The sequence below is a fragment of the Nocardia asteroides genome, from assembly GCF_900637185.1.
Taxonomy (GTDB): domain Bacteria; phylum Actinomycetota; class Actinomycetes; order Mycobacteriales; family Mycobacteriaceae; genus Nocardia; species Nocardia asteroides.
Map to the genome: position 1 here is coordinate 4,486,752 of NZ_LR134352.1, position 20,394 is coordinate 4,507,145.

Below are 20,394 nucleotides of genomic sequence, written 5' to 3' on the forward strand. Positions count from 1 at the left end.
CTGAATTCGCTGCTAGACGCGTTCTGATGCTGGTCACGGCGGTTTCGAGCCCCGGCGTGCCAGGTGTTGACGGCGGAATCCGGATCGAGTGTTGTGGGCATGAACGACGATTTCTGGGATGACCTTCTCGCGCATATCCGGCAGCGAGTTCTGGTTCCGGTCGTGGGGCCGCACGCGACCAGGGTCCGTATCGACGATGTCGATCAATCGTTCTCCTCGCTCATCGGCCGACGACTCGCGCGACGCTGGAACCTCACCGTGCCGCCCGGACCGACCAGCATGGATGACGCGGTGGCGGCGTTCGTGCGCGAGCGGGGCCAAGACGAGATCGAGCGGCTGTATCGAGTCATCAACGACATCATCGTCGAGGTCGATCCCGAGCCCGGTGACGCGCTGCGCAACCTCGCCGCGATCGATGATCTGCGCCTGTTCGTGAGCACGACGCCCGACCGGGTGCTCGCGAAGGCCGTGAACTCGGTCCGGTACCAAGGTAGGCCGAGCGCACGGGAGATCTCCTTCTCCCCTAATCAGTCCACCAACGAACAATCGCGCAACGCGCAACCGGCCGCGGCCACCGACACCGTCGTCGTGAATCTGTACGGTCAAGCCGCTTCGACGCCGCAATTCGCGATCCACGAAGAGGATCGGCTCGAGTGGCTGCACGCATTGCTCAGCGAAAAGGCGAGCCTGCCCGACTGGGTCAGCTTTCAGCTGAAGGAGCATCCCCTGCTTTTCATCGGCTGTGAGATCCCCGACTGGCTCGGGCGTTTCCTCCTGCGGATGTCCTCCAGCACCCGGCTGTCCCTGGAACGCATTCCGTTCTTTCTCGCCGGCTGCTCGGCGTCCCGGGAACCTACGCTGTCGAGCTTCTTCACCACGTATTGCCGTAAGACGCTGGTCCAGCAGCTGGACATCGAACCGGCGGAATTCGTCGACGAATTACACGCGCGCTGGCTCCGGCAGACCACGACGAGGCAACGCGACGCGGTCGGTTCTGCCGATTCTTCGCTTCCGGACGCACCCACGATCTTCATCAGTTACATGCGGGAGGATGCGGACGCGGCCCGGCGGGTGTGCGACGCCATCACGAACCTGGGCGGGGATGTGTGGTTCGACGAGCGCCGGATCAGTCCAGGAGATGCGTGGGAACACGAGGTGCTGAGCCGTATCCGCCGATCGGTCCGGCTGTTCGTCCCGATCATCTCGGCGAACACCGAGCACGCGGACGAGGGGTACGTGTTCAGAGAATGGTACGAGGCGGCAGACCGTGCACGCTCCATTCCGAGCCGCCGCTTCATCGTGCCCGTGATCATCGACGACAACTACGACAACGACCCGAGCCACTACCGGCAGGTACCGGATTCCTTCGGGCGCCTGCACTTCGGTAGCGCGCCCGGCGGCGAGCCGGACGCGGGGCTCATCGCCATGCTGCAGGACGAGATTCGCGCGATGCGACGGGCAGCGGCATGACTCCCGGAACGAGAGACGGACAACTCGACGACGAGAACCCGTGGCCGGGGCTGGCGTCGTTCGAGGAGAACGGGCAGGCGTTCTTCTTCGGGCGCGACCGCGAAGCAGCGTCCTTGCTCAGGCACGTCCGCGATGCTCCGGTGACGGTCCTGTACGGGCGATCCGGACTCGGGAAGACGTCGCTGCTGCGCGCCGGCCTGTTTCCCGCCCTCCGCGACGAGAACTACCTGCCGATCTACATCCGATTGGATCTCACCCGGAACGCGGCGGCGCTGTCTCGCCAGCTGCACCGAGCGGTGCGCGGTTCGATCCGGGCCCACGCACCCGATGCGGTGCTACCTCGCGATGACGAGTCACTCTGGGAGTACCTGCATCGCACAGACTTCGAACTCTGGAGTGCGCAGAATTATCCGCTCACGCCGGTGATCGTTCTCGACCAGTTCGAGGAGCTGTTCACCCGCGGTGAGCGTGTTCCCGAAGCCGTGCGGGAATTCATGCACGACCTCGGCGACCTCGCCGAGAACCGGATTTCCGACGAAGTGGCCGCCCGGATCGACAGTGATGAAGCCGAGGCAGGCCGGTTCCGGCTACGGGCGCAGAACTTCAAGCTACTGATCACCTTGCGGGAGGATTTCCTTCCCAACCTCGAAGAGTGGTGCCCGTTGATCCCCGCGCTGGGACGGTCCCGGATGCGGCTGCTTCCCTTTCGCGCCGACGCGGCGTTCGAGGCGGTCCGCAAACCGTCCGGTCACCTGATCACCGATGCTCTCGCGCACCGGGTTGTCGGCATCATCGCCGGTGAGGATCTGCACCTCGGCCGGGAGGTGCCGGCAGCCGAGGCCGACGACCTCGCGGCTTCAGATGTGGAACCTGCGCTGTTGAGCCTGTTCTGTCGCGAACTCAACGAAGAGCGGAAGCGGAGTGGACGGGCGCACTTCGACGAACAGCTGGTGAAGGAGGCCCAGCGCGACATTCTGTCGAACTACTACCTGTCGTGTGTGCGTGATCTGTCACCGCAGGTCGCCGAATTCATCGAGTCGGAACTGATCACCGAGAAGGGCTTTCGCGACAGCTACCCCCGTGAGGACGCGGTGCCGTCGCGGCTGACCGGCGACGAACTCGATCGGCTGATCCGCTCACGCCTGGTGCGACTGGAGGAATACCACGGAGCGCAACGGATAGAACTGACCCACGATGTGCTCACCGGCGTCGTGCGGGAACATCGCGACCGGCGACGCTCGGAAACAGAGCGCACGGCGCACGCGGCCCGGGTGGAACGGGAGAAGCAGGCCCTCCTGGACGCTGCCGCCCGACGCGAGGTCGAACTGGAGGGTGAGCGGCGGGCCGGACGGCGATTCCGGCGGCTGTCCGCTGTGCTGGCCGTTGTGTGCGTGGTCTCGGTCGTCCTGGCTGTCCTGGCCGTGATCAATTGGCGGTCAGCCACCGATGCCCGCAACGACGCGGCTGATCGCAGCAAAGAAGCGCTCGCTGGTCGTCTGACCTCGCAGGCGCAGTCGATGCTGGCCGGCGGCCAGCCCGGCAGCGAGTTGGCGGCTCTCAACAAACTGCTCGCCGCACAGGATATCTCGACGACTCCCGACCTCGGTGCGCTCTTGACCACCTTGCGGAACGAAGCCCGTTTACACAAGATCATCGGCCTGGACGCGGAGGGTGGTGTGCTCAGTACCGACGGTCGGCGGATCGTCACTCGCGCACCGTCCGGAATCGTGCTGGTGGACACGGAGGCGGGAAAACCGATCGGAGAGCCGTTGGTCGTCGACGGCACAGTCGAGGCGGTGAGCGCGGACGGACGGTATCTGGTATTGAGCGACCCCGACAGAATCATTCGGGTGTGGGACTCGGCGACGGGCAAGCCGATCGGGCAGCCGCTGACGGACAGTGCGGGCCGGACGACAGCCGTTGTCGTCAGTCCGGATGGTAACCGGGTCGCCGCGAGCTACGGGGATCACACACGGTTGTGGGACGCCCGGACCGGGCGGCAGATCGGGCCTGCGATGGGCGCGGCTGATACACAGGTGCGTGCGCTGGCGTTCAGTCCGGATGGCAATCGCCTGGCTTCAGCCGGTTCCACGAAGACTGTCGAGCTCTGGGACGCCCACAGCGGCGCGGCACTCGGCGAAACGGTACCTTCCGGCGACCCGCGCATCGGCGAGGCCGAAGCGATATGGAGTCTGAGCTTCAGTCCCGACGGCCGTCTCGTCGCCGCCGGTGGCAATACCGTCGGCGTCGGCCCTTTGGCGAACGCGGGTACACCACTGCGAATCTGGAACACCGAGACCGGCACAGCAATCCCCGACCCCGAGACCGGCAACTTCGGTGCCGTCGTATCGGTGGCCTTCAGCCCGGACGGGGGCCGTATCGTCACCGGCGGCGACGACAAGACTGTGCGCCTGTGGGACCCGGACACCGGTCGGCAGGTGGGCGATCCACTCAGCCTCAATGCTGCTGTCCAGGACGTCGCTTTCACCCCCGACGGCAATCGGATCGTTGCGGTTGCCGACGATACCGGCCAGATATTCCACGCCGATCCCACCATGGGGTTGCCCGCCAAGGTAGGCAGTAGCCGGGTGGTCGAACAGGCGATGACGGATACCCGCCTGTCGATAGACACCGAAACCGAGCGCCCCCAGATCGTCATCTACCGCGACGGTGAGCTGCAACGGTTGGATGCCGACACCGGAGAACGGATTGGGGCGGTTCTCGTTTCCGAGGCGCTCCGCGGCGCAATGCAGATCTCTTTCAGCCCGGATGGTCGCTGGCTCGCAGTCGTGGGCCGAGACAACGACGTTCGCGTCCTCGATCTGCAGGACGGTCGGCAGCGCGGCGCACCGATGAAGGGGCACATCGGTACGCTGAGCGCGGTGGCGTTCAGCCCGGATGGGACGACACTCGCGACGGGAAGTGGTGACAAGACGATCAGGCTCTGGGACTGGGCATCGGGGCATCAGATCAGGGAGCCGTTGACAGGACACACGAACGGCGTGGAAGAGCTCGTATTCAGCGAGGATGGGCAACGGCTCTATTCCCGCAGCTACGATTCCGTGCGGATCTGGGATGGGAAGACATGGCAACCGGTCGGCAAGATCATCGAGGGCTTCGCCACGGCAATGGAGCTCCGAGACGACAACCGGCGCATCGCGGTCGCTGACGGTGTCACGATCCGCCAATGGGACGCCGAAAGCGGCGAGGCCGTCGGCGAGCCTCTCGAGGGCCACGACGAGCCTCTCGAATCCGTCAACTACAGTCCCGACGGCCGGTACCTGGTCTCCACGTCCTCGGACTACACAGTGCGGTTCTGGGATGCCGACACCGGACGTCAGATCGGCGAACCGATCGTCACCGCCCGGCTCGGCCCGACCCCACTTCTGGACTTCAGCACGGATGGGCGTCGCGTCTTCGTCCTTTCCCAGAAGATCGCCTTGAACAAAACCTCTGCATTCGAAGGCGGCGGGATCTGGCAGATACCGGGACCCGCCGCGTGGCGGGACGCGATCTGCGACAAACTCACCTCGAACCCCAGCGACGAGGACTGGAAGGATTGGGTTTCCACCGATCCTCCGAGTTCGGAGCTGTGCCGGGACAAACCCACAGCCTGATCGGTCGTGCCGCGCCGATATCGACCGGCACATCCACCTGCCCGAGACATCGGGATTCTCTGCGAAGTCGCACTACGCACGCTGATTCGCTGCCACGCAATCCGACGAAACCCCTCGCGTCACCAACAGCATCGCAATGTCTGCCAGCAACTCGACCGAGCTCGACAAAGGGAGCTCGGGCTCGCGGGTCATCCATTCGCGTGCGAGTGCGTTGACCGCCGCGGTGAGCAGCCGGGCGGTGTCGCCGTCCAGGCGCGTGCCTTCCGTCTCCAGGAAACTCTGGATGTGGCCCGCCCATTGCTGGGCGCGGGCCCCGCACTGCCGTTCGACGAGTCCACCGGCACCGCTCACTGGGAGTACGGCAAAGGCTGCGCGATGGGGCGCGCTGTCGATCGACACGAAATAGGCGGTCAGGGCCGCGCGCACCGCCATATGTGGGTCGGTGCGAACAGTCGGGTCGGCCAGTGCGCGGGCCACCGCGACGGCCGCGTCGTCCTGGACCTGGAAATAGGCCGTGACGAGTGCTTCGTCGAGGGTTCGGAATTCCTCGTAGAACTGCCGCTTCGACAGGGACGCGGATTCGCAGAGGTCGAGGAGCGAGCAGGCGAGGTGGCCGCGCTCGGCGCAGATCCGGGTCGCGGCGTCCAGGAACTGCTGTCGCCGGCGCGCTTTGCGCTGCGCGACACTCTGGCCTGCGTACCGCCTGGCACCGGCGATCATCGCGCACCGTCCTCCGGCTCGTCGGGACGGCGGCCCCAGCCTCCTGTGACAAAGGCTGGGACCGCGTCACCTTCCGGCCCGCGCAGGCCGGAAGTCTCAGTGATCGCCGACCAGGTCGAGCGCGATATCGGCGATCATGTCTTCCTGTCCGCCCACCAGACCGCGCCGACCGGCGGCGGTGAGCAACGTGCGCACGTCGACACCGTAGGTGGCCGAGGCGTTCTCGGCGTGGCGCAGGAAGCTCGAGTAGACGCCGGCGTAGCCGAGGGTCAGCGTCTCGCGGTCGACCTGGACGGGACGATCCATCAACGGCCGGATCAGGTCGTCGGCGGCGTCGGTCAGCTGGTCGAGATTCGCTCCGTGTTCCCAGCCGGTCAGGTCGGCGACCGCGACGAACGCTTCGAGTGGCGTGTTGCCCGCGCCGGCGCCGAGGCCGGCCAGGGAGGCGTCGACGCGGGTCACGCCCTCCTCCACCGCGACCACACTGTTCGCGACGGACAGCGAGAGGTTCTGGTGGGCGTGGATGCCGATCTCGGTGCCCGGTTCGAGCACGTCACGGTAGGCGCGGACGCGTTCTCGGACACCGTTCATGGTGAGCCGCCCGCCGGAGTCGGTGACGTAGACGCAGTGCGCGCCATAGCTTTCCATGAGTTTCGCCTGGCCGGCGAGACCTTCCGGGCTGTTCATGTGGCTCATCATCAAGAAGCCGGACACGTCCATGCCGAGTTCGCGCGCGTAGGAGATGTGCTGGGCGGCGATGTCGGCCTCGGTGCAGTGGGTGGCCACCCGGACCGAGCGGACGCCGAGGTCGAACGCGCGGCGCAGGTCCTCGATGGTGCCGATGCCGGGCAGCAGCAGGGTCGTCAGCCGGGCGAATTGCAGCGCGCCCGCGGCGGCTTCGATCCATTCCCAGTCGGTGTGGCTGCCCGGTCCGTAGTTGAGGCTGCCACCGTGCAGCCCGTCGCCGTGGGCGACCTCGATCGCGTCCACGCCGGCGGCGTCGAGCGCGGCGGCGATCCGGGCGACCGTGTCGGGTTCGATGCGGTGCCGCAGGGCATGCATGCCGTCGCGCAGGGTGACGTCCTGCAGGAAGACTTCGGTGGTCATCGGACGCTCTCCTTGGTGGCTGCGGCGATCCGTTCGGCGACCTGCACCGCGGCCGAGGTCATGATGTCGAGGTTGCCCGCGTAGGCGGGCAGGTAGTGCGCGGCGCCTTCCACCTCGAGGAAGACGCTGACCTGGTGGGTGACCGGGGCGTCGCCGACGAGTGTGCGCAGCGGAGCTCCGGCCTCGACCGGCGTGATCTGCACGTCCTGCTTCAACCGGTAGCCCGGCACGTAGGCGGCGACATCGGCCACCATGGCCAGGATCGATTCCTTGATCCGCGCGTGGACCTCCGCGTCGGCGGAATCGATGAGCGCCAGCACGGTGTCGCGCATGATCAGCGGCGGCTCGGCGGGGTTGAGCACGATGATCGCCCGGCCGCGCTGAGCGCCGCCCACCGCGGCGATCGCGTTCGACGTGGTCTCGGTGAACTCGTCGATATTGGCGCGGGTGCCGGGGCCCGCCGATTTCGACGCGATCGACGCGACGATCTCGGCATAGGGCACCGCGGTGACCCGCGCGATGGCCGCGACCACCGGGATCGTCGCCTGGCCACCGCAGGTGACCATGTTGACGTTGTCGGCCGCCAGGTGCTGTTCCAGGTTCACCGCCGGAACGACGAACGGGCCGACCGCGGCGGGGGTCAGGTCGATCAGGCGTTTGCCGTAGGGCGCGAGAGCGGCGGCATTGGCCTTGTGCGCGCCGGCCGAGGTGGCGTCGAAGACGATGTCGATGTCGTCGAAATCCGGCAGGGCGATCAGACCGGCGACACCGCGGGCGGTGGTTTGCACCCCGAGCCGGCCGGCCCGGGCGAGCCCGTCGGACTCCGGGTCGATACCGACCATGGCGGCCATCTCGAGGGTGTCGGACAGGCGCAACACCTTGATCATCAGGTCGGTGCCGATGTTGCCCGAGCCGATGACGGCGACTTTGGTGCGGCTCATTGCTCCTCCTCCAGGGTGAAGTCGACGGTGCCGAGCGGCCCCGAGCGCTGTGACAGTTCGGCGTGCACCCGCGCGCCGGGCGCCAGTGGTGCCATCGGCCCCAGCGCGCCGGAGAGCACGATCTCGCCCGCGCGCAGCGGGTCGCCCAGGGCCTGGGCGGTGCGGGCCAGCCAGGCCAGTGCCAGCAGCGGGTCGCCGAGGCAGTCCACGCCCTTTCCGCGCGAGACGATCTCGCCGTCGACACGCATGGCCATCGTGATCTCCCGCGGCTCGAAATCATCGAGCGAGAGCCGCTGTTCGCCCAGTACGAACCAGCCACTCGAAGCGTTGTCGGCGACGGTGTCGCCGAAGGTGATGTCCCAGCCCGCGATGCGGCTGTCCACGATCTCGAGCGCGGGGGCGGCGTAGTCGACCGCGCCGCGCACGGTGATGGGGTCGAGGTCGTCGCCGGTCAGGTCGGCGCCGAGGACGAAGGCGAGTTCGGCCTCGATCTTGGGCTGCAGCAGCCGGGGCCGCTCGGACCGCGGCGTCGCACCGGCGTCCATGTCGTGGAAGAGCACACCGAAATCGGGCTGGTCGACACCGAGTTGCCGCTGCACGGCCGTGGAGGTCAACCCGATCTTGTGCCCGACGATGCGAGCGCCCGTGTCGAGGCGCCGACGAGTGCCCAAGCTCTGCACCGCGTACGCCAGGTCCACGTCGTCGGCGCCGATGAGGTCGCGCACCGCTGCCACGGGCACGCCCAAGTCGGTGGCGGTCGCGAGGCGGTCGGCCGCGGCGCGGACGGCGGACCGTCCTTCGATGGTCGTGGTCATCGTGCTTCCTCCAGGGTGTTCGGCGCTGCGGACGCCACGACGCGCAGGGGGTTGTGATCGGCGGTCAGCATCGCGGGGGTGACGGCGAGGCGGACGAGCAGCGCGGTGACCAGTTCGGTGGCGCCGGATTTCGCGCTGGTGCCGAACACGTACCTGTCCGGGCGGAGCAGCACCGTGCCACCTTGGGCGACACCGGCTTTGGCGAACCAGCGGGCCAGTTCGCCGGTGTGGTCCTCGACGTCGGCGTAGTCGGTGGCGGGAACGCGCGCGTCGCCCGGCTCACCCTGCGGGCGGCCACCGGTCGGATACACGGTGACGAACCGCGTACCGAGGATCTGCAAGGCGTTGCGCTGGGCGACGCTGAGACCGTCGCGCGGATCGACACCGTAACCGACGACAGCGAAGCCGAGGCCGAGCGCGTCGTCGAGGCGCTGGTGGCGTCCGTCGAAGGTGCGGACGTCGGGCTGCGGTGCCAGGGTGCCTTCCACCCCGCGCAACACATTGCGGGGGAGCCCGAAGTACGCACCACGCTTGAACCGCGGGGACGGCTTCATCTTGGCTTCCCGGATCCAGGTGTTCAGCCCGGGAACCTTCAGCGCGGTGGCCAAGGCGACGTCGCGAGCGCCCGCGGCGAACCGGTTGTCGATCGAGACGAGGCTCTTGTTGAAAACCGACAGATCGATCATCGCCTTCGCGTGCGGCCGTCGCTCGGTCTCGTAGGTGTCGAGAAGGTCGAGATCGGCGCCGTGCTGGATGATCGCGCCGAGCTTCCAGGAGAGGTTGTCGGCGTCGCGAACACCGGAGTTCATGCCCTGGCCGATGAATTGCGGGGTCATGTGCGCGGCGTCACCGGCGAGCAGGATGCGTCCCGCTCGCCACCGGTCGGCGACCACGGCATTGAAGGTGTAGACCAGTTTGCGCAGCACCGTCACTTCGTCGGGGTCGACGTAGCGGCCGATGAGATCGCGGACCCGGTCGGGGTCCTCCATCTCTTCTTTGCTCTGCTCGTCGTTGAGCATGAACTCGAACCGGTGGTGTCCACCGGGTTGCGGACACGACACCGTCGGCAGCTCGGGATCACAGACGAAGTTGAAGTACGGCAGATGCCGGAAGGCGTCGACGCCGTCGTTGGCGAGCAGGTCGACCACGAGCCAGCGTTCGGGGAAGCTGGTGCCGGTCATGTCGATGCCCAGCTGCGTGCGCACCACGCTGCGGCCGCCGTCGCAGCCGACGAGGAACTTCGCGCGCACCTCCTCGGCGGTCGCCGGGTCGGTGTCGACGTCGTGTTTGCCGTACCCGGTGCCGCGGCATTCGGCATGCCGGACGAGGACACCGTCGGCGTCCTGGTCGAAGCTGAGGACCTCCCGCCCGCGGCGCACCGTCACGTGCGCATAGCGCTCCAGGGCGTTTTCGAGCGTGTTCTCCAGGTAGGGCTGGTACAGGAAGTTGGCCACCGGCCACCCCAGCGGGCGCGAGGCCTGGTTGAACTGGGCGAGCACCGAGCCGTCGCTGCGTACCCACTGCACGGTGCAGTCGAGGTTCATCTGGGCCGAGGCTTCGTCGGCGACGCCGGCGGTCTGGAAGATCCGCATGCCTTCGTCGTCGGTGTAGACCGCCCGCGCCAGGCCGTAGAACTCCGGCTCACGCTCGAGCACCAGTACCCGCACGCCGCGACGGCCGAGCAGATTCGCCAACGTCAGGCCGGTGGGCCCCAGCCCGACGACTACCACGTCGTAGTCGAACGATGTCATCGCGCCATGCCTCCGGTGAGTTGGGGAACAGTGATCTCGGGTGTCCGCAAGGTCCGGACGACCTGCCGGAACTGAGCGAACTTGTCCAGCACGGTCTCGCCGACCGGGGTGTGGCCCCAGATGCTGATGCCCTGGTAAGTGGTCGGCTCCCAGGTGGATTCGCGTTCCGGACCGAACACGATCGGGTTCCAGCCGACCTCGAGTTCGAAGCCCGACGGGGTGACGCAGTAGAAGGACAGCTCCCGATCATTGGTGTGCTGGCCGACCGACCAGGCCATCCGGAAACCGAGATCGGTGACACGTCCGTACGCGGCCAGCACGTCGTCGAGCGTGCCCGACTGGATGTTGATGTGCTGCACCCGAGTTCGGATGGGATCGATCTTGACGCCGCGGATATTGGCGATGGCGATCGAGTGGTGCCGCTCGTTCACCCGCAGGAACCGGATCTTGAGGGTGAGGCCGGAGACGTTCTCGTCGATGTAGTCGCTGAGCCGGGAGTCGAAGACCGTCTGGTAGTAGCCCCGCAGCGCTTCGGGTTCCTTCGACACGATCGCGACATGCCCCATGCCGGCTTCGCCGGTCACCCACCCGGAGCTGAGCATGCGCAGCGGCTCGGGGGTCGTGACGGGGACGGTGAAGATCTCCTGCGCGATCCCCTTGGGACCGGGGAACCGCCACAGGCGCTCGACGCCGCGGCGAGCCGCGTCCTCGGCGCTGCCCTCGGTGATCGGCACACCGCGATCCGACACGCGCGCGAGGATGCGGTCGAAGGACTGGTGATCGTCGACCTGCCAGCCGATCGCGGTCACGTCCTCCTGCGGGCCGTGCTCCACCAGGAACCGGCACGCGTGATCGTCGAGGCGGAAGCGCAGGGTGCCGTGGTCGACCTGGTCGGCGTGCATGCCGATCGCGTCGACGCCGAAACGCCGCCAGTCGGCCAGCCGTGCGGACTCCACCACGACGTACCCCAGGTGGACGGCCCCGAAGACCGACCCGTCACCGAAGACGTCTGCGCCGGTCATCGCTCGGCCTTCAGGTAGGCGATCGCGAGGGTGTTGAACAGCTCGGCTCGTTCCCACTGCGCCCAGTGACCGGTCCGCGCCAGCAGGTACAGATCGCAGTCGGGCATGGTCTCGGCGAGCATCTTGCCCCCGGACGGCCGGTTGACCTTGTCGTCCTCGCCCCACACCACCAGCGTGGGGTGCGGCACCTTGCTCAGGCGCGAATCCCGGGTGAGGTCCATCCGGAAGAGCGTGCGCAGGGCGAACAAGCCGGAAGGCCGGCGCAACGGTGGGTGCGCGACGACCTCGGGTTCGATGCTGGCCCGGTAGCGCTCCTCGATCAGTTCGTCCGGCACTGTCGCACCGTCGTACACCAGGTACTCACGGATGAACCGGATGATCTTCTCGCGGCTGGGACCATCACCCCGGTAGTAGTTGAGAAGTTCCTGCAGGCCCTGGGTGGGCAGGGCGCGGGTCGAACCGACGCCGCCGGGGCCCATCAGGACCAGGCGACCGACCTTGCCCGGCCGGTCCATCGCCAGCCGCAGCGCCGCGGCACCGCCGTAGGAGTTGCCGATCAGGTGCGCCGAGTCGATCTTCAGGACGTCGAGGAACTCGCCGAGCACGCGCGCCAGGTAACCGAAGGGATCGGACTGGTCGAGGTATTTCGACGACCGGCCGTAGCCCGGCATGTCCAGCACGAGCACCCGGAAGTGCTCCGCCAGCGCCTCGATGTTGCGCGAGTAGTTCGACAGCCCGGTCGCGCCGGGGCCGCCGCCGTGCAGCAGCACGACCGCAGGTCCTGATCCGAACTCGGTGAAATAGATCTCGCGGTCGCCGACCTGCACCGTCCGGCCGGTGTCGACTCCCTTGTCGATGCTTGTCACGATGTACCTCCCAGTGAAGTTGATAATATCATCACATTCGATTGATCCCTCGTCAAGCCATTCTGATGAAAAACTCAGAACTGGACGGCGGCCGGCACTACCCGAGCAGCGGTATCCGGCGCACGGTCTGGCGATCGAGCTCGACCTGCATCGCGTGGCGGACCCGCTCGGCGAACTCGGCGGCCGACTCCCCCGGCCTCGGCCGCATCGCGGGGAGCACCGCGGTCCGAATCTTGGTCGGCAGCGGGATGTAGGGCAGCAACCCCGCGATCCCGACAGTCAGGCCCCAGGGCAGCGACAGCGTCACCGGCAGGCGCTTGAGCCGCAGCGCCTTGTCGAGGCGGAGCCGGCGTGCGAGCCCGCGCCCGTCGGACAGGCAGATCAGCGATTCGCCTCCCCCCGACGTGACCACCGGAACAATCGGCACGGCCGCCTCGATCGCCAGCCGGGCGAAACCGGTCCGGCCGTCGAAGATGATCCGGTCGCGTTCACCCCACGACTTGAAGGCATCGACATCGCCACCCGGGAAGACGAGAACATGCTCACCACGCCCGAGCGCCCGGCACGCGTTCTCCCCGGTCGCGGGCTCGGCACCCATCCTGGCCAGAATCGGGCCGAGCCCGATCACCCAGGCCAGGTGATGCGTCAGCGTGATCACGCCCCGCGGATCTCCGATATGGGCGTAGGCCGAGCGCGCAGCCAGCACATTGAGGTCGAAGGCACCACCGAAGCCGTGGTTGGCCACGTACAGCACCGGCCCCGGGGGCGGCTCCAGCACGCCGCCGACCTCGTGGCGGTGGTACCACCGGAACACCCGGAGCAGGACTCGCACGATGACCGGCTCGGATCTCACCTGCCCGCCGCCCTGCGGCGATTCGTCGCACGGCCCATCGTGGAGCGGCTGAACACCACTGTCAGGCACTGTTTCTCGCTTCCCTTGCATTGTGTCGCCGCCCGGGCAATCCACACATTTCGACGAATGACGAGATCTCGGATCCGGCGCCGCTGCCGAACCACCCCATCCCCCTCTTTCTTACGAACACCACTATATTGATGATGTGATCACTCTTGATTCACAACTCACCCAAATGTGAGCTGATCCACCTGGCCGGCCGAAAGGCACACCCGAACGGGCGAGGTAGACGCGGCGACGCCGGGCCTGGAGGCAGGGCGCCGGTAGGCCACACTGGGAGGCGATGAGCACCAGCACCCCGGCCGGCCCGCCGATCCGCCGACGCCCCCGCGACCGCCGCGCCACCATCCTCACCGCGGCCGCCGACGCCTTCTCCCGAGCGGGCTACCACGGCACGTCCATGACCGATATCGCCGCCGCCGTCGGGATTTCGTCGACGGCGCTGTATCGCCACTTCCGCAACAAACAGGAACTGCTGGGCTACTGCCTGATGTCGGGACTGGACGCGACGGTCGCCCGGCTGGACGCCGCAGCGGCCGAGGACGCGAGCGGACATCGGGTATTCGAGGAACTCGTCGCGATCGCTCTGGAACTGCGCGGGCTACCCCGGCTGTGGCAGCTCGAGTTCCGCAACCTCACCCCCGCGCACCGCTATTCGGTGCTGGTCCGCGCGGTTCGATTGACCGGCTACCTGCGCCGGGCGGTGCGTGCGCGGCGCCCGCAGCTACCCGGTAGGGATGTCGAGCTGCTCAGCTGGTGCATCCTCTCGGTCGCGGTCAGCCCGTCGTATCACCGCCAGCGGTTGCCGATATCCACGTTCACCTCCGTGCTCGATGCCGCGATCCTGCGGCTTCTCACCACCGACCTGCCCCCGGGCGGAGCCGCGCTCCGGGCACCCCGGCCGCAGACGGCGCCGTCCCAGGCCGCGGAGTTCGAGCGTGCCGTCCGGCCCGAACGCCTCATCGGCGCCGCGGCACGGCTGTTCAACTCCCGCGGCTATGCCGCGGTGGGCATCGAGGACATCGGGGCCGCTGTCGGCGTGCGCGGTCCCGCGCTCTATCACCACTTCTCGAGCAAGGCCGACCTGCTGAACGAGATCATCGTGCGCAACGAGCAATGGATCGGCCTGTACACCGCCCGCGCATTGGCCGAGGGCCGTGACGCCCGGGAATCGGTACACCTGCTGATGGAATCGTTCGTCGGATTCGCGCTCGAACAACCGGACTTGCTCGGTACCACCGTCAGCGAGGTCGGGCACCTGCCGGACCCGCAGGCCACGCGCTACCGCCGGGTCCATCGCGACGGCGTCTTGAGCTGGGCCCGGCTGCTGCAGAGCGCCCGTGCCGAATTGACACCGCCGGAGGCCCGGATCCTCATCCAGGCGATCAGCACGGTCGTGATCGACGCGGTGCGCAATCCCCGCGCCCTCGGCCGCCAGAACCTCGCGGGTGCGCTGACAGCGATCGGCGACCGCATCGCACTGCACGACTGACGACGACGCACTCTCAACATCGAATTTAGCTGTGATCAACTTAGCTCGGCAGTACCAGATCCTGACATGGACTGCGAGACACCGCTCGGATCTATCGCCTTAGCGGCCAGTAACTTACGGTTGCGTAGCGCCTCGGCGCGCCATCACAATGGCCCACGGCGCGTATCTGATCTGCGCCCTCTCCACCTCACCTTCCGGTCGTCTCGAGACCGGACCATCGAAGGGACTGGGCCCGTGGGCCATTACAAGAGCAACGTCCGAGACCTCGAGTTCAACCTGCTGGAGGTCTTCGGCCTGGCCGACGTATTGCGTTCCGGCGCGTTCGGCGACCTCGACGACGACACCGTGCGCACGATGCTCGCCGAGGCGGCCCGGATCGCCGAGGGGCCGGTGGCGGCCTCGTTCGCCGAAACCGACCGCAATCCACCGGAATTCGATCCATCGACCCACACCGTGCGACTACCGGAGGGGTTCAAGCACTCGGTTCGGGCGTGGCAGGACGCCGAATGGTGGCGTGTCGCGAAGTCCGAGGCCATCGGCGGCATCGCGGCGCCGCGCATGCTGGCGTGGGCGATCAACGAACTGCTTCTGGGCGCCCAGCCCGCGGCGTACATGTACCTGACCGGGCCCGGCATGGCCGATATCGTCGAGCGCATCGGTACCGACGAACAACGGCGCTGGGGCAGGCTCGCGGTCGAGAAGAAGTGGGGCGCGACGATGGTGCTGACGGAGCCGGACGCCGGTTCCGATGTCGGCGCAGGCCGCACCAAGGCCGTCGCGCAGGAGGACGGCTCCTGGCACATCGAGGGCGTCAAGCGGTTCATCACCTCGGCAGATGCCGACGATTTGTCCGACAACATCATCCACCAGGTCCTGGCCCGCCCCGAGGGCGCGGGCCCGGGGACCAAGGGTTTGAGCCTGTTCCTGGTGCCGAAGTTCCATTTCGACTCCGAGACAGGAGAACTCGGTGATCGCAACGGCGTGTTCGTCACCAATGTCGAGCACAAGATGGGACTGAAGGCCTCGGCCACGTGTGAACTCACCTTCGGCGGCCACGGTGTGCCCGCCAAGGGCTGGCTGGTCGGCGAGGTGCACAACGGCATCGCGCAGATGTTCGAGGTCATCGAGGAAGCGCGCATGATGGTCGGCACCAAGGCCATCGCGACCCTGTCGACCGGTTACCTCAACGCCCTGGAATACGCCAAGACCCGCGTCCAGGGTTCCGACCTGACCCAGATCGCCGACAAGACCGCCCCGAAGGTGACCATCAGCCACCACCCGGATGTCCGCCGCTCGCTGATGATGCAGAAGGCCTACGCCGAAGGCCTACGCGCGATCTACCTTTACACCGCCGCCCACCAGGACCCGGCCACCGCGCTGCACGTGTCGGGCGCCGATGCCGAGCTCGCCGCGCGGGTGAACGATCTGCTGCTCCCGATCGTCAAGGGTGTCGGCTCCGAGCGCGCCTACCAGTACCTGACCGACTCGCTGCAGACCTTCGGTGGCTCCGGCTTCCTGCAGGACTACCCGATCGAGCAGTACATCCGCGACGCCAAGATCGACTCGCTGTACGAGGGCACCACCGCCATCCAGGCGCAGGACTTCTTCTTCCGCAAGATCGCCCGCGACCGCGGTGTGGCCCTGGCCCACGTCGCCGAACAGGTCCGGGTATCCGCGCAGCCCGAAGCCGGGACGCCGGAGTTCAAGGTCGAACGCGCACTGTTGCTCACAGCGCTCGAGGACGTGCAGGCGATGACCGCCACGCTGACCCAGCACCTGCTCGCGGCCGCCGACAACGGCCGCGAGCTGTACAAGGTGGGGCTCGAGTCCGTGCGCTTCCTGCTCGCGGTCGGCGATCTGCTGATCGGATGGCGACTGCTGGCGGCCGCGGAGGTCGCCGCGGCGGCCCTACCCTCCGCCACCAAGGACCGCGACCTCTACCAGGGCAAGATCGCAGTCGCGTCCTACTTCGCCAGAACCGTCCTGCCGAGGCTCAGCACCGACCGTGCGGTGATCTCCGACATCGATGCCGCCATCATGGATCTCGACGTAGCCGCCTTCTGACGCCTGACCGGCGTCGACCGTGACATGGTCGACGCCGGTCGGCAGCACCGGGTTCCCTACTTTCCGGCCGTCGAGACGGATCGTCGTTCCAGTCCCTTCCGGTCGTAGAAGCTGGTCGCGGCGAGGCCGATGACCAGCCCGATCAGCAAACCGAGCAGCGCCATCCACACCCCCTGCGCCAGACCCGAACTCGCTCGCGCGTCGTAGTAGAGGATCGCCCGGACCGCGATGAAGATCTGATGCATCGGCTCGAAGGTCGACAGCCACTCCAACGGCCGCGGTGTCGCCTCGATCGGCACGGTGCCGCCCGCGGACGGCAGACCCAGGACGATGAACACGATGAGATTGATGAGCAGGCCGGCCGCGCCGAAGATCGCCAGGACAGACAGCGCGGTCACGCCGACCGCCACCATCGCGAGGATCCCGTAGAGGAACAGCATCGGCGCACGCTGGATCGACATCCCGAGCAGGGTCGCGACGGCCAGGTATATGCCGGACACCACCGGCGCGACGGCCACCAGGATGCCCCATTTGAGCAGCAGCGTTCGCACGCGCGAGATCGGCGTCGGCGGGTAGTGGACATACCAGGGCCCGTATTCGGTCGGCGCGAATCCCAGTGACGAGTCCACCATCGAGTGGATGATCATTGCGCCGGTGAATCCCGCGAGAAGTAGCAGCAGCGTGTAGAAGAACGCCGACAATCCCCCACCGGCGCCGTCGGGCAGGGTGCGGAACGGCACGACCACGACCGAGATGGGTTCGGCCAGACCGAGGCGGCTCACGCCGGAGAGCTGGGTAGCGGGCGCGTCCGAGGCCGACTGGAGCTCACCCTGGACCTGATCGAGCAGCTGGGCGCCCACCTCCCGATTGGCCGCGTCGGTCGCCTGGGTGGTGATGCGCAGCAGAATCTGCGTCGCGTAGGCTCCGGCGGCCGGGTTCGTTTCGACGGTGATGACGGGCCGCTCGACATCACCGGGCACGACGCTGGCCGTGCCCAGGATCGACAGACGCTTGGTGAAGTCGCTCGGGATGACGACGGCGCCGTAGATGGTGCCGTTCAGCATCTCCCGATGCAGCTCCGGCAGGCCCATCTGCCGTAGGTCGACCTTGTCGGCGGGAATCTGCTGTGCCATCGAGGCCGCGATCTGGTCACCCACGTTGACCTGCTGACCTCCCACCACGTCGCCGACGTCGAGGTTGACCAGCCCGACCGGGAAATCGTGCAGGTTCTTCTCCGGGTCGACGATGTATCCCAGATACATGGTGGCCAGCAACGCCGCGAGCACCGCGAGCACCGCGCTGGGGCGCAGACACCTCGCCAGGTTGTTACCGGTGATCGCCATGCAACCGCTCCTTTGCTGACAGTTCGGCAACTTCGTCGCTACCCACCCGCCTGATCATCGGCCACTGCCTGATCGCAGGTCAAGCAATCCTGATGAAAAGATCAGCATGTGTCGCCGGACGCCGGTAGAGCCGCACCGCCACCGCGGAGTTCGACCCGGATTCCCGAGTCGGTCACGGTCACCGACTGCGGCCGCAACCCCAGCGGATAGTCGCGAAGACTCTCCGCCAACAGGTCGGCGATTTCCGCCGCGAGCTGCGGCGGGACACCACGGGAGGAGACGATCTCGACGCGGATCACACCGTTGTCGACATAGGGACGCAGCCGCACCGACACCACGCCGACAACCCCCGTGACATCGACCGTGCCGTCGGCGGCCGATGTCCTGACGTCGCCGGCCAGGCCGTGCAGCGTTCGCTCGATCGCGCCGGTGCTCCAGTCCACCCGCGCCTCGGAGCCGCTCACAGTGGCCGAGTCGTCCCCCTCCGCCATCGAGACGTCATGCAGCGTGGCGTGGACCGCCATATCGACAGCGGGACCGAACTGCGCGTCGCCGCTGTCGACCGTCAGCTCCGGGATCCGCCGGTCGATCAGGCTCAGCACGACAGGTCGCAGACCGAGGTCCACCTCCACCGAGGAGCCGAGGTCGTCGCGCAGACCGGTAGTCAGGCAGCTCTCGATGCGGTTTCGCAGATACAGCTCGGCGGACGCGATCCCGATCGTCGCCAGCACGAGCGCGACGACGAGTCCGATCGCGGCACCTCGCGCGACTCGTCGGCGCGCACTCCGGACCGGGGCGTGATCACGATCGACGGGATCCAGCTCTCGCAGCTTCATACATCCTTCTCCAGACTCCCCTGGCGAATCCCGGGGAACGACATGCCCTCCCGAACGTTATTGACGAAATCATCATAGCTGACCGACTATGTCTCTTTGGGTGATGTCGCCCACCTACCTACCGGAATCCGGGCAGGCCATCTCGACCGCGAGCCGCAGGCCACCGAGTCCGCCGGGCATCAGCTGCGCCCGGCCGCCGTGCAGTTCGGCCTGTTGCGCGACCAGCGAGAGCCCCAGGCCCGACCCTTCCCGCGCGGCGCCGGTGCCACGCCGGAACCGGGCGAACACCGCTGCCAGCTCGTCCTCGGGCAGACCGGAACCGTTGTCGTCGACCGCCAGCACCACCCGCCGCCCGGCCCGTCGCACCGAGATCTCGATCCGGGTGGCTCGACCGTGGCGGACCGCATTGGTGATCGCGTTGTCGAGGATCAGCCGGACCCCGGCCGGCGAGCAGCGGCAGTCCACTCGGTCGTCACCGGTGACGACCAGCTGGATCTCCGGATGCAGACGTTCCGCGTCCGCGACCGCCAGGTAGGCGAGCTCGACGAGGTCGGCCGGTTCGTTCGCGTGCTCGGAGGTGAGCTCACCGGCGGCCAGCAGTTCCAATGCCACCAAGGTCGATTCCACCCGGCGGTGCTTTCGCAGCGCGTCGCCGAGGATCTCCGCGCGCGCTTCGGGTCCCATCTCGACACCGCGCGCGATCTCGATATCGGTGCGGATCGCGGTGAGCGGGGTTCGCAGCTCATGGGCGGCCGAGTTCGCGAAGGTCCTGGCAGTCTCGAGCGCCGACATCGTCCGCTGTTGCGAGGAATCGATGCGCGCGAGCATCGACCGGACAGCGGTGGTGAGTTGTTCGGCTTCCCGGATCCGGAACCACCCACCCATCTCGGGGAGCCGTGCACCCGCATCGATCCGGCGGGTCAGCTCGACCAGCGGCCGGATCGCCCGGCCACCGAGTATCCAGCCCAATCCCGATGCCACGGCGATCGCCGCCGCGCCGGCGAGGAGCACATGCCGACGCTGCTCACGGGTCACCGACTCCGCCGCGGACAACGGCGCGGCGACCGACACCGAGTGCGGGCCGATGGCCGACCGTTCCACCTCCATCGTCTTGACGCGGTAGCCGGCATCGGCCATGACCACTGTCTGGTGCCCCGCGGGGAGGCGCGGAAGCTCGGTGGACGTGCTCGCCAGCACGGTGCCGTCGTGACGGAGGGTGATCGCGGCGACGCCACCGTCACTCAACCGGCCGATGAACAGCTGGGCTGTACCGACATTGGCTTCGACCAACCCGGTCATGAGGTCCAGCTGTTCATCGACATGCCGGATGTTGTTCCGCTCGATGGCGACGAACAGGAAGACCGCCAGCACTCCGACGACCAGGGTGGTCCCCGTCGCGGCGGCCACCGCCACTCGCGTTCGCAGCGAGAGCATCGC

The 20,394-nt window shown here is 67.4% G+C and carries 15 protein-coding genes; 4 read left to right on the forward strand and 11 right to left on the reverse strand.

Annotated elements, in window-relative coordinates:
- The first annotated feature begins 99 nt into the window (after positions 1-99).
- Together EL493_RS21015 and EL493_RS21020 are read left to right on the forward strand one after the other, a co-directional pair.
- On the forward strand, positions 100-1,470 hold the full coding sequence (locus EL493_RS21015) for a toll/interleukin-1 receptor domain-containing protein (RefSeq protein WP_019047300.1): 1,371 nt from the start codon (positions 100-102) through the stop codon (positions 1,468-1,470).
- On the forward strand, positions 1,467-5,087 hold the full coding sequence (locus EL493_RS21020; RefSeq protein ID WP_019047301.1) for a WD40 repeat domain-containing protein: 3,621 nt from the start codon (positions 1,467-1,469) through the stop codon (positions 5,085-5,087). Before EL493_RS21015 ends, EL493_RS21020 begins: the two co-directional genes overlap by 4 nt.
- Positions 5,088-5,159: 72 nt before the next feature.
- On the opposite strand, the gene EL493_RS21025 is transcribed toward EL493_RS21020, so the two are convergent.
- The 8 genes from EL493_RS21025 to EL493_RS21060 all read right to left on the reverse strand — a co-directional run bounded on the left by EL493_RS21025 (position 5,160) and on the right by EL493_RS21060 (position 13,162).
- Positions 5,160-5,807: a TetR/AcrR family transcriptional regulator gene (locus EL493_RS21025; RefSeq protein WP_019047302.1), complete on the reverse strand. Its 648-nt coding sequence runs from the start codon at positions 5,805-5,807 to the stop codon at positions 5,160-5,162.
- Positions 5,808-5,903: 96 nt separating this feature from the next.
- Complete coding sequence (gene dmpG, locus EL493_RS21030) at positions 5,904-6,914, reverse strand: 4-hydroxy-2-oxovalerate aldolase (RefSeq protein WP_019047303.1); 1,011 nt, start codon at positions 6,912-6,914, stop codon at positions 5,904-5,906.
- Positions 6,911-7,855, reverse strand: coding sequence for an acetaldehyde dehydrogenase (acetylating) (locus tag EL493_RS21035; RefSeq protein ID WP_019047304.1), 945 nt, complete (start codon positions 7,853-7,855; stop codon positions 6,911-6,913). Before EL493_RS21035 ends, dmpG begins: the two co-directional genes overlap by 4 nt.
- The gene (locus tag EL493_RS21040) at positions 7,852-8,670 is read right to left on the reverse strand and encodes a 2-keto-4-pentenoate hydratase (RefSeq protein ID WP_019047305.1); all 819 of its coding nucleotides are present in this window, start codon (positions 8,668-8,670) and stop codon (positions 7,852-7,854) included. The genes EL493_RS21035 and EL493_RS21040 overlap by 4 nt, the downstream gene beginning before the upstream one ends.
- A complete protein-coding gene (gene mhpA, locus EL493_RS21045; RefSeq protein ID WP_019047306.1) occupies positions 8,667-10,421 on the reverse strand; it encodes a bifunctional 3-(3-hydroxy-phenyl)propionate/3-hydroxycinnamic acid hydroxylase MhpA in 1,755 nt (584 codons plus the stop codon). Before mhpA ends, EL493_RS21040 begins: the two co-directional genes overlap by 4 nt.
- On the reverse strand, positions 10,418-11,443 hold the full coding sequence (locus EL493_RS21050; protein ID WP_019047307.1) for a VOC family protein: 1,026 nt from the start codon (positions 11,441-11,443) through the stop codon (positions 10,418-10,420). The genes mhpA and EL493_RS21050 overlap by 4 nt, the downstream gene beginning before the upstream one ends.
- Positions 11,440-12,300, reverse strand: a complete 861-nt coding sequence (locus EL493_RS21055) for an alpha/beta fold hydrolase (protein ID WP_030202297.1) — start codon at positions 12,298-12,300, stop codon at positions 11,440-11,442. The genes EL493_RS21050 and EL493_RS21055 overlap by 4 nt, the downstream gene beginning before the upstream one ends.
- Before the next feature lie 106 nt (positions 12,301-12,406).
- Positions 12,407-13,162: a lysophospholipid acyltransferase family protein gene (locus tag EL493_RS21060; protein WP_019047309.1), complete on the reverse strand. Its 756-nt coding sequence runs from the start codon at positions 13,160-13,162 to the stop codon at positions 12,407-12,409.
- Between the two features lie 343 nt (positions 13,163-13,505).
- On the opposite strand from EL493_RS21060, the gene EL493_RS21065 reads away from it, so the two are divergent.
- Together EL493_RS21065 and EL493_RS21070 are read left to right on the forward strand one after the other, a co-directional pair.
- Positions 13,506-14,714 (forward strand): TetR/AcrR family transcriptional regulator, encoded by a 1,209-nt coding sequence (locus EL493_RS21065; RefSeq protein ID WP_019047310.1) that lies wholly within the window; start codon positions 13,506-13,508, stop codon positions 14,712-14,714.
- Positions 14,715-14,948: 234 nt separating this feature from the next.
- Positions 14,949-16,778 (forward strand): acyl-CoA dehydrogenase, encoded by a 1,830-nt coding sequence (locus EL493_RS21070; protein ID WP_019047311.1) that lies wholly within the window; start codon positions 14,949-14,951, stop codon positions 16,776-16,778.
- A gap of 56 nt (positions 16,779-16,834) precedes the next feature.
- Here the strand turns inward: EL493_RS21070 and EL493_RS21075 are convergent, their stop codons facing one another.
- The 3 genes from EL493_RS21075 to EL493_RS21085 all read right to left on the reverse strand — a co-directional run bounded on the left by EL493_RS21075 (position 16,835) and on the right by EL493_RS21085 (position 20,391).
- Positions 16,835-18,121 (reverse strand): YhgE/Pip domain-containing protein, encoded by a 1,287-nt coding sequence (locus tag EL493_RS21075; protein WP_019047312.1) that lies wholly within the window; start codon positions 18,119-18,121, stop codon positions 16,835-16,837.
- A gap of 101 nt (positions 18,122-18,222) precedes the next feature.
- Entirely contained in the window at positions 18,223-18,957 is a 735-nt protein-coding gene (locus EL493_RS21080; protein WP_019047313.1) for an LmeA family phospholipid-binding protein, read from the reverse strand.
- Positions 18,958-19,071: 114 nt separating this feature from the next.
- Positions 19,072-20,391, reverse strand: coding sequence for a sensor histidine kinase (locus EL493_RS21085; protein ID WP_030202304.1), 1,320 nt, complete (start codon positions 20,389-20,391; stop codon positions 19,072-19,074).
- Between the last annotated feature and the right edge of the window lie 3 nt (positions 20,392-20,394).

Excerpts from the sequence above, each read along its gene's own strand:
- EL493_RS21025 (WP_019047302.1), bottom strand. The coding sequence starts at position 5,807 with ATGATCGCCGGTGCCAGGCGGTACGCAGGCCAGAGTGTCGCGCAGCGC.
- EL493_RS21035 (WP_019047304.1), bottom strand. The coding sequence starts at position 7,855 with ATGAGCCGCACCAAAGTCGCCGTCATCGGCTCGGGCAACATCGGCACC.
- EL493_RS21085 (WP_030202304.1), bottom strand. The coding sequence starts at position 20,391 with ATGCTCTCGCTGCGAACGCGAGTGGCGGTGGCCGCCGCGACGGGGACC.
- EL493_RS21075 (WP_019047312.1), bottom strand. The coding sequence starts at position 18,121 with ATGGCGATCACCGGTAACAACCTGGCGAGGTGTCTGCGCCCCAGCGCG.
- EL493_RS21040 (WP_019047305.1), bottom strand. The coding sequence starts at position 8,670 with ATGACCACGACCATCGAAGGACGGTCCGCCGTCCGCGCCGCGGCCGAC.
- mhpA (WP_019047306.1), bottom strand. The coding sequence starts at position 10,421 with ATGACATCGTTCGACTACGACGTGGTAGTCGTCGGGCTGGGGCCCACC.
- EL493_RS21015 (WP_019047300.1), top strand. The coding sequence starts at position 100 with ATGAACGACGATTTCTGGGATGACCTTCTCGCGCATATCCGGCAGCGA.
- EL493_RS21050 (WP_019047307.1), bottom strand. The coding sequence starts at position 11,443 with ATGACCGGCGCAGACGTCTTCGGTGACGGGTCGGTCTTCGGGGCCGTC.
- EL493_RS21065 (WP_019047310.1), top strand. The coding sequence starts at position 13,506 with ATGAGCACCAGCACCCCGGCCGGCCCGCCGATCCGCCGACGCCCCCGC.
- EL493_RS21080 (WP_019047313.1), bottom strand. The coding sequence starts at position 18,957 with ATGAAGCTGCGAGAGCTGGATCCCGTCGATCGTGATCACGCCCCGGTC.
- dmpG (WP_019047303.1), bottom strand. The coding sequence starts at position 6,914 with ATGACCACCGAAGTCTTCCTGCAGGACGTCACCCTGCGCGACGGCATG.
- EL493_RS21020 (WP_019047301.1), top strand. The coding sequence starts at position 1,467 with ATGACTCCCGGAACGAGAGACGGACAACTCGACGACGAGAACCCGTGG.